Annotated in this window: 12 protein-coding genes; 5 read left to right on the plus strand and 7 right to left on the minus strand. The window is 56.7% G+C overall.

Annotated features, from left to right (window positions below; all coding sequences use genetic code 11):
* Positions 1–112 precede the first annotated feature (112 nt).
* From B7364_RS08090 to B7364_RS08100, 3 genes are read left to right on the plus strand one after another with little or no spacing between them, the layout of a single operon-like run.
* On the plus strand, positions 113–1,324 hold the full coding sequence (locus tag B7364_RS08090; protein WP_232780845.1) for a DNA cytosine methyltransferase: 1,212 nt from the start codon (positions 113–115) through the stop codon (positions 1,322–1,324).
* The gene (locus B7364_RS08095) at positions 1,321–2,136 is read left to right on the plus strand and encodes a CPBP family intramembrane glutamic endopeptidase (protein WP_085339503.1); all 816 of its coding nucleotides are present in this window, start codon (positions 1,321–1,323) and stop codon (positions 2,134–2,136) included. Before B7364_RS08090 ends, B7364_RS08095 begins: the two co-directional genes overlap by 4 nt.
* 8 nt (positions 2,137–2,144) lie before the next feature.
* Positions 2,145–2,816, plus strand: a complete 672-nt coding sequence (locus tag B7364_RS08100) for a class I SAM-dependent methyltransferase (RefSeq protein WP_085339504.1) — start codon at positions 2,145–2,147, stop codon at positions 2,814–2,816.
* Here B7364_RS08100 and B7364_RS08105 read toward each other — a convergent pair.
* The 5 genes from B7364_RS08105 to B7364_RS08125 form a co-directional block, all read right to left on the minus strand.
* Positions 2,813–3,478, minus strand: a complete 666-nt coding sequence (locus B7364_RS08105; protein WP_085339505.1) for a class I SAM-dependent methyltransferase — start codon at positions 3,476–3,478, stop codon at positions 2,813–2,815. The two genes, B7364_RS08100 and B7364_RS08105, sit on opposite strands and share 4 nt — an antisense overlap.
* A gap of 102 nt (positions 3,479–3,580) precedes the next feature.
* Positions 3,581–4,474 (minus strand): hypothetical protein, encoded by an 894-nt coding sequence (locus tag B7364_RS08110; RefSeq protein WP_157893587.1) that lies wholly within the window; start codon positions 4,472–4,474, stop codon positions 3,581–3,583.
* A gap of 18 nt (positions 4,475–4,492) precedes the next feature.
* On the minus strand, positions 4,493–5,959 hold the full coding sequence (gene astD / locus B7364_RS08115; protein WP_085339507.1) for a succinylglutamate-semialdehyde dehydrogenase: 1,467 nt from the start codon (positions 5,957–5,959) through the stop codon (positions 4,493–4,495).
* A complete protein-coding gene (locus tag B7364_RS08120) occupies positions 5,952–6,974 on the minus strand; it encodes an arginine N-succinyltransferase (protein ID WP_085339508.1) in 1,023 nt (340 codons plus the stop codon). The genes astD and B7364_RS08120 overlap by 8 nt, the downstream gene beginning before the upstream one ends.
* A complete protein-coding gene (locus B7364_RS08125; protein ID WP_085339509.1) occupies positions 6,965–8,248 on the minus strand; it encodes a hydrolase in 1,284 nt (427 codons plus the stop codon). Before B7364_RS08125 ends, B7364_RS08120 begins: the two co-directional genes overlap by 10 nt.
* 187 nt (positions 8,249–8,435) lie before the next feature.
* On the opposite strand from B7364_RS08125, the gene B7364_RS08130 reads away from it, so the two are divergent.
* Entirely contained in the window at positions 8,436–9,482 is a 1,047-nt protein-coding gene (locus B7364_RS08130) for a Leu/Phe/Val dehydrogenase (protein WP_085339510.1), read from the plus strand.
* Here the strand turns inward: B7364_RS08130 and B7364_RS08135 are convergent.
* Positions 9,466–10,320 (minus strand): sterol desaturase family protein, encoded by an 855-nt coding sequence (locus tag B7364_RS08135; RefSeq protein ID WP_085339511.1) that lies wholly within the window; start codon positions 10,318–10,320, stop codon positions 9,466–9,468. The two genes, B7364_RS08130 and B7364_RS08135, sit on opposite strands and share 17 nt — an antisense overlap.
* A 36-nt stretch (positions 10,321–10,356) precedes the next feature.
* Between B7364_RS08135 and B7364_RS18395 the strand changes: the two genes are divergently transcribed.
* Positions 10,357–10,737, plus strand: coding sequence for a Rieske (2Fe-2S) protein (locus tag B7364_RS18395; protein ID WP_157893588.1), 381 nt, complete (start codon positions 10,357–10,359; stop codon positions 10,735–10,737).
* On the opposite strand, the gene B7364_RS08145 is transcribed toward B7364_RS18395, so the two are convergent.
* Positions 10,734–11,786, minus strand: coding sequence for a C13 family peptidase (locus B7364_RS08145; protein WP_085339512.1), 1,053 nt, complete (start codon positions 11,784–11,786; stop codon positions 10,734–10,736). The genes B7364_RS18395 and B7364_RS08145 overlap by 4 nt on opposite strands.
* Between the last annotated feature and the right edge of the window lie 48 nt (positions 11,787–11,834).

Here is an 11,834-nt window from a genome sequence, read left to right on the forward strand (position 1 = left end):
CTATGACGCCGGTTCATCCGGCTTTCTTAGGTCTCTTAACGCCTGTCTCAGGGATGGAAAGCCCTAATTTCGCAGTGACGCTGGGGCAGGAAGCAGAAATCACGATCAAATCATGCTGAGATCAACCAAAGTCTTCATGGAAAGAGCCATTTTGTCCCTTCACGCCAAGCCCATTGCACTTGAATTCTTTGCCGGCGGTGGCCTCGCACGGCTCGGCCTAAGTGCCCAATTCGACGTGGCTTGGGCGAATGATATAGACGCAATGAAGTGCCGGGCTTGGCGCGATAACTTCGGCGCTACGGGATTGGTGGAAGGCGACATCGCTGCTGTTCAAATCGAAGACTTACCCCCTAACCCGGCATTAGCTTGGGCTAGTTTTCCTTGTCAGGACCTGTCACTGGCCGGAGATCGGGCGGGATTGAAGGGAGGCCGGTCCAGCACCCTCTTTGCCTTTCTAGCGGGACTAGCCGCCTTGTGTGATCGTGGCGACCCGCCGGAAGTTGTTGTCCTCGAAAATGTCAAAGGCCTCTTGAGCTCACGCGGGGGGCAAGATTTAGCGGCGATTTTCCTTGCTTTGAATGAACTCGGCTATAGCGCGGGTTGCCTGGAAATGGACGCTGCTGGGTTCGTGCCCCAATCGCGACCGCGTATCTTCATCATTGCCGTCCGGCAGAGCCTTGAGATCCCAACCGCGCTTTTGTCCCATCGGGATCGGCCCTGTGTCTTCCTAACCCCGGCCGTTCAGAAAGCGCATGCGGCCCTGAACACCCCCGCCATTGACTGGTATTTGCCACCACCGCCGGGCGCGTCACGAGACCTAGGCGATGTTCTGGACCCCACAGATAGAAGTTGGTGGAATGCCACTAAGTTGGCTAAATTTCAAAACCAATTGAGCGAAAGCCATCGCGCGCGCCTCGAGGCACTCTTAACCACCCCAGGCCGACATATTGGCACGATGTATCGTCGCATTCGCCTTGAGAATGGGGCAAAACAGCAACGCGCCGAAATCCGGTTTGATGGAAAAGTTGGCTGCTTGCGCACACCCGCAGGCGGCTCTTCCCGCCAATTCTGGCTGGTGGTCGAGCATGGGAACCTTAAGATACGGCCAATCAATCCACGCGAAGCGATGCGCCTGATGGGCGTGGCAGACACCTATGTCTTGCCTAAAGCAAGCTTGGCTGGATTAAAAATTGCGGGCGATGGTGTAGCCGTCCCAGTTGTCGCTTGGTTAAGCAAGCAACTATTGGAACCCTTGGTGACCTGCGCTCGCGGTACAGCATCTTCTTGCCTCGAGGCTAAGGCACATCCTAGAGAGTTGGCATGACCGACCCTTCACCCAGTCAACACCAAACCCGGTCAAGGCGGGCAATGGCCGTCGGTTTGGCAATCTTTGCCACCGTGACGCTTGCTTATGGGGCGGGAGAGCTTTCGCATCTTCTGTCGTTTTCATTGAGCGAAGCGGGCGCCCCTGATTTTTTTCGCGAGCCAATCAATTTGGGGTTGGCCCTCCTTGGCTTTCTGATCTGGCAGGGCCTTAGCCAAACATCAAAATCCCCGCCACTCTGGGGTTCGCCCGCTATGGGATTGGGCTGGGGATGGGTGGTCGGATGTGCCTTACCCGGTTTCGCCTTGTTGGGCCTTATGTTGCTCCAAGCCGGCCGCTTTGAGGCACGCGATTTTTCGGTTGCTGCCCTGATAATTCCCGTACCCTTCATTCTGATCCACGCACTGTCAGAAGAAGTTATCATTCGTGGCATTGCCCAGCGGGCTGGAACCGCAGCATTTGGCCCTTGGCTAGGGATTGGTGGGGCCGCGCTCGCCTTTTGTGTCTTGCAAACGCTCCAAGGCTATCAATCGATGTGGCACATCGCCAATTCCGCCCTTTTTGGCGCAGCCTTGGGGTTTCTTGCCCTTAGTCGTGGCGGTATTTTGGCGGCTGTCGGAGGCCATGCGGGTTGGACCTGGCTGGAAACCAGCTGGATTGGCGATGCGATGACCTTTCAGAAGGATGGAAGCTTTTTGGCTGGAACTGGCCCGGATTCCTATGGCTCGCCCGTCTTCACCGCGGTCCTCCTCGTCATTTTGGCCTTAATGGGCGTTCGCTGGGCTTTGCAAGCCAACAAAGAAAAGCAATAAGGGCAATTATGTCATCTTCCTTCACCTTAAGCGCTCCGATCATCGACTATCTTGCCGAGGTCAATCCAGCCGAGCACACCGCCCTAAAAGCCTGTCGCACCGAAACGGCCAGTCACCCCAAAGCCATGATGCAGATCAGCGCCGAACAAGGCGCCTTTATGGGATTTTTAATCCGCCAGATCGACGCACGCCTAGCCGTCGAAGTTGGCGTTTTTACAGGCTATTCGGCTTTGGTCAGTGCGCTCGCCTTACGCCAAAATGCGGGCCCCGGCGGCAAACTATTTGCTTTTGACATTTCCGAGGAATTCACCAATCTGGCGCAAACCTATTGGCGACAGGCCGGCGTTGAAAGCACGATTGACTTGCGCATTGCGCCTGCTGGCGACAGCCTCACCGCCTTGGCTAACGAAGGCTATGCTGGCAAAATTGATTTTATGTTTGTCGACGCCGATAAGCCCGGATACCGCGATTACTACGAAAAGGGCCTAGTGCTTCTTCGCACCGGTGGGCTTATGTTGTTTGACAATATGTTGTGGAGCGGCGCGGTTGCCGACCCCCATGACCACAGCCCCGATACCGTCGCCTTGCGAGACCTCGCCGCTTTCGCGAAAGCCGACCCGCGCGTGCGCGCCGCCATGGTAGCGATTGGCGATGGGCTTATGTTGGTGACAAAAGTCTAGCGCTTCGACCAACCTTGTTCATTGGCGGCAGTCACTTCCATCGGATCAACCAACATTTGGACGCTTGCGGTGAATTTACGCCACGCTTGCGGCAACCAGCTACGCGCCACGACAGTCGGTTGCTGCCGCCAGTCGCGCGCCACAAAAGGAGCGAGCTTGGTGACAATCGCCGTCCGCCCATGCAGAATTTTGTTCACGCGCCAACCGGGCTCGCGCTTTAATACATCTAACAAAATTTTGCCGGTCCAAAGATCAACATCATCAATCAACATCTTTCCGCCGATTTTCAGGCGCGGGGCCATATAAAGCCAGTCAATACCGGGTAGGGGAAAGCCATGACCGCCATCGATGATCGCCACGTCCAAATCCTCATGACCCTTCAAATGGGGGAGAATGTCTTGGCTGAAGCCGTGGTGAAACCGCACCAAACTCAAGTCCAAACCACGTTGTTCAGCGACGTTTTGAATCGAGGCGATTTCATCGGCGGATGGCGTGATGGCCTCGTGAATGCAGCCAGCTTGGAGGCAAGCCAAAGTAGACTGACCACAACCGGTCTCTAAGGTATGCATGCCGGGACGCAGGTTCAATTGCAGCCAAGTTAAAGCCAGATTGCCGACTTCCCATTGCAACCGCTCACCCGATTGAGCTTTGGAGTGATCCATGCCCGTATACGCCCCACACAGAAGTACAAGCCGTCCCAAAGTGGGAAGGTGTTTGCTACTCTGAGGAAACAAGCAAACTTCACACCAATCGCGCGAAAAGCGCTAGCGTGCGATCCAAGCAGCACCTTGGCGAACCAGCACTTTGTCTGACAAACGACCATTACTGCCGACACCGCTCGCAGCAATGGCTGAAAGGCGGGTCATGTCGCGCGCACGATCTGCCCGGCCAACGACTAGAGTGTCCCGTGTTGGTGCCGCGACAGCAAGTGGACCACCCAATTGCTTCTGAATTGTCGTCCACACGCTATCGAGCGCCAAAAGGCTGGTCGCATAGGGTTGGGTTTGATCGACTTCTAAAAGCCCTTCATTCACCGTCCATTTGACACCAGATAACTCTTTGAGCGTGTTCGCTCGTGCCCGATCAAAGGCCTGTGTGGCACCTAATTGTAAATCCACCAGACGCCCAACTGGCATCAGCGCAATGGTCGTCGGGGTATCCCCCACAACAACTTCCTCAAGCCCCTCCAAGAAAGGACGGCGAACAACGAGATTGCGTTCGCCGAGGGCTGCTGTCTGCTCCTCAAAGGCGTCAATGGCCTGTGTGGTGCGGATGACAACGCGCAATTGCTCCAGTTTAAAAGGGTCTTGCTGCTCCAACAGCTTTCGGACATTGGTTTCAAACCGGCTATATTCAGCATCAGGATTGGCGTCAGCCAGATTGACGCGGGCGTGCAATGTATCAAGCCTGACGGTGACATCAGAATGGGTCACTATGCGCAAATTATTGGCCATGCCGTCAATACGCTCCACCCCTCGCACACCAGGCAAAGCCGATAGACGGCGAGCGAGTTCTTGCGAAACGTCTTCCATACTATAGCGCTCAACGACAGACACGGCCGCGCCGGATGGGGCGGCCTCCGTTGATTGCGCGTTTGCTGAACCCGCGAGCGCGCAAACTGAAAGCGCGCAAGCAGCGAGTAATCTTAAAGCAGTCATCTTAGAATTCCGTTTCACTTAAAGGCCCGGCGCACTGAGACGCTCTGCCCGGTCGGCTTCCTGCTTCGCCACAGGGAAGGCGCAATAATCTGCTGCATAATAGGCGCTAGGGCGCCCATCCCCTGAAAGTCCCGGCCCGCCAAAAGGCAGAGCCGAAGAGGCACCTGTCGTTGGTCGATTCCAATTGATCAGACCCGCCCGCAGGTTCAGCGTCGCTTGCTCCCACAATGCCGCATCGTCGCTGACAAGACCCGAAGAAAGGCCAAAGCGCGTCGCATTCGCGCGCTCGATAGCTTGTTCAAACGTCTTTACCCGGAACACTTGCGCAAAGGGGGCGAACAATTCCTCATCCTCGGCCTCTTGGGCGTGGGTCATGTCGATCATGCCCGGGCGCACAAAGGCAGGACCTTCAGCGCCAATCTTTGCCTTAACCAACGGCTTACCGCCCAAGGCGATAAGTTCGGCTTCAAAATGGCCAACCCGCGCAGCTTGGCCTGCATGGATAACTGGCCCCATAAAGGGCGCCGTCTCAGCATTCCAGGGTGCCAGTACCATACGCTCGATCCTGGCTATCGTGGCTTCCAATACCTCGTCGCCAAAGCGGCCCTCAGGCAGAATTAAGCGCCGCGCACACGAACAACGCTGACCGCTCGTGATAAATGCAGAATGTACAATCAGGTCTGCAGCGGCTTCACGATCGGCTGGGTCCCAAATGATCAGAGGATTATTGCCGCCCATCTCGAGGGCGAGAATGACTTCAGGGCGGCCACCAAACATGCGGTGAATGGCTGTGCCGGTTGTGGCAGAGCCGGTAAACAACACCCCATCAATGCCCGAAGCGCTGAGAAGCGCAGCCCCTGTATCGCGCGCACCCATGACGACATTGAGAACGCCGGGGGGAAGACCTGCTTCTTCAAAGGCCGCCACCATTAAGCCCGCAACAGAGGGTGCCAGTTCTGAAGGTTTGAAAACAACCGTATTGCCCGCCAGAAGAGCGGGAACAATGTGTCCATTTGGCAAATGGCCAGGGAAGTTAAAGGGGCCGAGCACGGCCATCACGCCCCACGGGCGATGGTCCAAAGCGGTGCGACCAAAGGCGGCTGTTTCGCTCTTGACGCCTGTCCGCTCGTCATAGGCACGCACTGAAATCGCGATCTTCCCAACCATGGCCCCAACTTCGGCCGTCGATTCCCACAAGGCTTTGCCCATGTCTCGCGAAATGGCTTCGGCAATCGCGGGGCCTTTAGATTGAAGGGCGCGGCCATAAGCCTCCAAAATGGCGATGCGTGCCGCGCGTGGTGTTTTCGACCACGCTGGGAAAGCGGCGCGAGCAGCGGCGACTGCCTGTTCTACCTGGACACCCCTCGCGGCGTGGGCAGCGAATACGACTTCTTCGCTAGCAGGATCGATCGAGGTAAAATGAGGGCCGAGCCCGGCCTGCCAAGCTCCGTTGAGATACAGACCACCGTGAGACTGGTTAGACATCAAAACTCCGCACACGGCCCATTTGGCCGTCTTCCATTTCTAAAGCTTCTAAAACCTGCGGGGCCACAATGACCGCATCAGGCGTAAGGCGGGCCGGCACCAAGCTACAGCGAAACCCTTCAACCCGGTTGTTCGAGACCATGGCACGATCCTCGCCATGGGCATCTCCCGCAACAAACGGAAGAATTCGGGAATCGCGCACGGTGCGTGTATCTTCGATCCGTGTGGCCAAAAGTGGGCCGCCGTCAAAAATATCAATCACCCCTTCAAAGCGTAGACCCTCACGCTCCAACAAACGCCGCGCGGGTGCGCCGTCGGGATGGGTTTCGCCAATAGCCCCACGCGCACTATCAGGCAAAAGGTCGACATAAATCGCATGCTTAGGCGAGAGATCAATGATGAATTGATTGTCGCTGGTTGCCGACAATTTGTCCGCCTCATCAAAATCCATCCGATAGAAGGGGCGGCCCACAACTTCCCAGAAAGGCGAACGGCCATCCAAATGCACAATTCCGCGCAACTCACTCACCACCGTGCCATGAAAGCGGGTGGGGGAACTGGCCATCAACATAAAGCGCGAGAGGCTCAAGAGCTTCCCGGCACCATCGCCGCGTCGTTCAGGTTCTAAGAACAAGGTTCCCACTTCAGTGCAGCCTGTATAGTCATTGACCATGGTCAAAGCCCGCATCTCAAAGCGGCGATTGGCGGCTTTTGAGGCCTGCCCATAAGTGACGATGCGATAATTGAAGAAAGGAACATCGCGGCCGATATTGGTCTTTACCGCGGCGCAGCCAAACGGCTTTCCGCCCTTGGCGCTTTCAATCATCAAGAGATAGATGCCACCGTCGCTATCTGCTTTAGGGGCCTCGGTGGAGAAGGTGGTGAGGCTTTTCTCCAGCCGCTTGGCCAATAGGGCCTCATCTTCGGGCAGGCTGGTAAAGCCCGGACCAGATCGGCGGGCAAAGCCCATAAAGGCATCAAAATCATCAAGCCGCGCGGGGCGTACTACAAGCATGGACTTGTTCCCAATTCCTGTGCCAGCAAGCGACGAGGGGCTTTGGCATCCAATTGCCCCGTGGCATAGCCTACCAATATCGCCAAAGACAGCCTGATGCGCTCTGGAAAACTGTCAAGAATGGCAAATTCCTGATCAGAATGAATCAATCCGCCACGTGGGCCCAAGGTATCGACATTGGCGCAACCGGAGGCGGCAAGATTATTGCCCTCGCACACCCCACCGGTATCCTTATAGACAATCTCTAGACCGACCGCTTTTCCCGCCGCCGCAACTTGGGCGAAAACCAATTCTTGGGCGGGGGTTCGCGGCTTTGGCGGCCTGCTGAAGCCGCCATGGAGATGGGCGTGGATGCCTGCGCCCTGCACGTACTGGCCGATTAAGGCTTCCACTTCGCCTTGCGCCCAAGCTGCCGCTTCGGCATCGGGCACCCGGACGTTAAACCGAACTACGGCAAGATCAGGCACCACATTGTTTGGCCCGCCCCCGTCTATCCGGCCCGTATTAAAGGTAACACCCGACGCTTTGCCATTGAGCGCTTCAAGGCCCGCGACAAAGCGCGCCGCCGCCGCAATGGCCGAGCGTCCCTCATGATGGGCGCGCCCGACATGAGCTGCTCTGCCATGGATAGTCAGCGAGAAATTGCCAGAGCCCTTGCGTGCCCCAGACATGGAACCATCGGCGAGTGCCGGCTCGTAAGTCAGGCCCACATCGCTGCGCGATCCTATCTCCTGTAAGAGCGCGGCTGAGCCCGGGGAGCCGATTTCTTCATCTGGGCTGAGCAGGACTTCATAACCAATTTGGGACGCGCACGGCAGGGTTTCAAACACCTTTAGCGCTTCCAACATCACCCAAAGACCGCCCTTCATATCCGCTACACCCGGCCCGTTGACCACACCAGGCTCGATCTCGCGCACTTTCTGAAAGGTCGAATGGGCCGGGAAGACCGTGTCATAATGGCCTGTCAGCACAAGCTTGATCGGAGCTTCTGGTCGGACCGTAATATGCAGAGAATCGCTTAAGGCCAGTTCGACGGCCTGACCTTGGGCATCGACACTTGCTTCGGGCTGTAAAGGTCTGCGAACACAAGTGCCGGGCAAAATTCTGAAGGCGTCTTCCAGCTTCAAAAGAAAGGCTTGCAGCCCCTCAAGATTGCGAGAGCCCGTATTAATGTGGCACCAATCTTCCAGTCTGGCTTTCCAGACAGTGCGATCGGTCTCAACCGAATCCAGCGCCATTTGCATATCGCGATCAAAAATCAGATTTGCGATCATCTTGATCTTCCTTCACAAAAATACCGCCGGAAGTGCAGACTAAGGTTGCTTCCAAGATTCAGATGTAGTCGAAAGCCGCGCGCAGCGCCACGCCCTTGCCCTGCTCTATCTGTGTCGCGCGCTGAGGCGGCAATCAGGTCCGGGGGCGCACGATAGAAGTAAGCGCATCTTGAAAAGGCGAGAAGTGATGTCCGCAGTATTTGACCATGTTGAGTTCGACCATCATGAGCAGGTTGTCTTTGCCCATGACCATCAAACAGGGCTGCGGGCGATTATCGGTATCCACAATACTTTTTTGGGCCCGGCAGCCGGTGGGGTGCGCATGGCCAATTATGCTAATATGGACGATGCACTGACCGATGTGCTGCGGCTGTCTCGCGGGATGAGTTACAAGAATGCCCTCGCTGGTATTCCACTCGGCGGCGGCAAGGCGGTTTTGATTGGCAATCCGAAAGCCGATAAGACGCCGCAATTGATGCAGGCTCTGGGTCGAGCCATCCAAGGCCTCGCGGGGCGCTATCTGGCGGCAGAAGATGTCGGCATGACTTTGGCCGACATGGAAGAAATCGCGCTGGAAACCAACCATGTATTTGGCCGCGATCCTAAGGCAGGTTTTGGTGGTGAGCCCTCGCCTATGACGGCGCTTGGCGTGCTTCTCTCCATCAAGACCTGCGTGCGACGCTTTATGGGGCGCGATGATCTGCGTGGCGTACGGGTGGCCGTCCAAGGGGCTGGTGCGGTGGGGGCGGACCTTGCCCGGCAATTGGGTCAAGACGGCGCAGAAGTCTTGATTGCCGATATGGACTCCGCCCGCGCCCAAGCGGCAGCGGATGCGGCGGGTGGACAAGTTCTTAGCGTTGATGACATTCTGTGTGCCGATGTGGACGTTTTGGCACCCTGCGCACTAGGGGCCATTTTAAACGACGTAACCATCCCGAAATTGCGCAGCAAGATCGTGTGCGGTGCAGCGAATAATCAATTGGCAGAGCCCCGCCATGGCCAAGCTTTGGCCGAGCGCGGAATTCTCTATGGGCCTGACTATGTCGTCAATGCGGGTGGCATCATCAATGTGTCCTACGAGGTGTCAGGCGAATATGACGCCACCAAAGTGGTTGAGCATATTCAGCGCATCCCAAAGACCTTGGAACAAATCTTCGAAGAAGCCGCCGATGAAGGTCTGACACCCGATGTGGTCGCCGACCGGATGGCGCAACGCCTTATTGGACGGTCTTAGGCTTCGCAGGCGCGGCTTCGGCCTGTTGTGGTTCTGACGGCATGAAGGGATAGAGCCACTGCCCTAGCAAGTTAGGAGGCATATCCCGTTCTGTCAGGCCTAAATTCATCGGCTTCTCATCCTTTGGCATATAGAAGGTGCCAAACAGGTGGTCCAAGAAGGAGAAGGTTGCGGCGAAATTTTTCGAGCCACCTTCATCAGCCCCCGTGTGATGCCAACGATGGAAGACCGGGCTTGCAAACACATGGCGCAGGGGTCCGAACGTCCAGTTCAAATTGGCGTGCACCATAGTTGAGTAAAGAATATTGAAGGGGGCCAGAACCGCTACAGCCAAGGGCGGGAAGCCAATCCACAGAGCAATCGCATTGGCGAGGAGACTGTGGAAAATCAAATTAATCGGATGGAAGCGAACCGAGTGCAGCCAGTCCAAAGTTTCTGGCGCATGATGAATGGCGTGAAAGCGCCAAAGCGCATGGCTGTGAAAGAGGCGGTGGGTCCAATAGAGCGAGATATCGGTGACGATCAGCACGCCCAAAGCCTGCAGCCACAAGGGCCAGTCCGCCAACCATGAAGCGCCCGTCTTGCTCCATTCAACCGCGGCGTCCATATTGCCGCCAAACAGGACGTAATAGCCGCCCGCAATCAGAGACGTGCCGATCGCCCCGTAGACGACAGGGCCGATCATCCAATAGCCAATATCCATCCAAATATCGCGACGGACCGGGCGCGGGGTTGGGTCGAGAGGGAAGAGACTTTGCAGGAAGCCGAACAAACAGGCGCAGATCAACAGCCAAACGGCCGAATGGACGAAGGGCAAGTTCATGATGTCGTTCAACATAACGCTTCCTCTGGCACGGGCCAATTAGGCCTAGGGATGCCACACCAAACCCTTAGCCCAGAGACACTTAATCCGCCGTTAGCGTCCGTGCGACAATCCGATCTTTCCGATGGCCAAATTCTGGGCTTAGATGTGACTGAAGGGTGCACGCAAAGGCGAATCCTCGTGGTACGGCGCGGGGAGGAGGTCACGGCCTTTGAGAACCGCTGCCCTCACGCCGGTTGGCCACTGGATACATTTGATGGCAGGTTTTTGACCACAGAAACCGGTGGCCTTATCTGTGCCGCGCATATGGCAATCTTTGACCCAAAGACGGGCGCTTGTCTGGGAGGCCCAGGCCAAGGCCGCGGACTCACACCGGTGCCAGTGCGGGTGGACGGCGATCACTGGGTCATTGGCCCAGTCGCGCGCACCTAGGGCTTAGGCAATAGCGGGGCAGGCTTGGGTCGTTCCTGCGGCGGGGGCGCGACGCCAAACGCTGGCATACCTTTCGGCTGACCTGCCACCTTTGGAATTTTGGCATCAATTTTGTCCATCCAAACAAGAGCTTGTGGCCCAATATCGATCTGGGGACTAGACGAATCCAGCCGCGAAGCCACTTCCCATCGTGTGATCATGCCTCGAGCTTCTGCAAAGGCTTCATTGAGGGCGATGGGCTTGCGTAACGCGTGATTGACGAAAGCGTCACCGAAGAAGGTCCAATCATTTTCCGCTCGACACCCAAAGGACGGCTTCTCGGCGGTTGCTGCAGACATGGTGATCGTCGACTGGTTCTGCAAAACAGGCGCAAACACGCCAGAGAAGCAGGCCGACAAGATGACAAGGCGGTTCTTAATCCCCACTTCATTCAACATACCCCCTAAGCGTTCGGGCGCAATATTACCTCCCGCGCGGTCGCCATCTCGGTACGACAAACCTGTATTCCAATGCCCATGCGTGGTGATGAATAGAGCTAGGACATCCTCCTCTTTATCCATCACCTCACCAATATGACCCAACGCCTGCGCAAGATGTTCAGGGCTCCCTTCCGGCACGACAGGGTCTTTCGCAGACCCCGCAGCCCCCGTCCCATTGGCGAGAACGATGGTACGGCCAACGGCATCATAGCGATTGGCCAGCACGCGCGCGGCTTCTGCCGCTTCGCGACCAAAAACGGCATCACTATCCATCGCAACGGCGATCACATAGACGTCGATATTGCCTTTGCGCTGTGGCTTGATCGCCGCGAGCGCGCCGGTCATCGCCCGCGCCTGGCGTAACGCCTCAATTGGGCCATGGGGTTGATTGTCGAAGATCGAACCCCTTTGCGCCGCCTCACGCTCGCGCCTTTCTTGAAGGACGCGCGGATTAGCGATCGGATAGCCATAGGATTGCGCGCTTGCAGACTCAGGCAAGACCAAAGGCGGGGCGAGGCAAAGAAGCAGGGCAAAGCCAATGCAAAGCCCATAACGAAACGGCGTAATCATCGCTAAATATCAGCGCGCATTTGCGGCTCTGTCCAGCCACGGCGCGCG

Source organism: Aquidulcibacter paucihalophilus, from assembly GCF_002105465.1.
Taxonomy (GTDB): domain Bacteria; phylum Pseudomonadota; class Alphaproteobacteria; order Caulobacterales; family Aquidulcibacteraceae; genus Aquidulcibacter; species Aquidulcibacter paucihalophilus.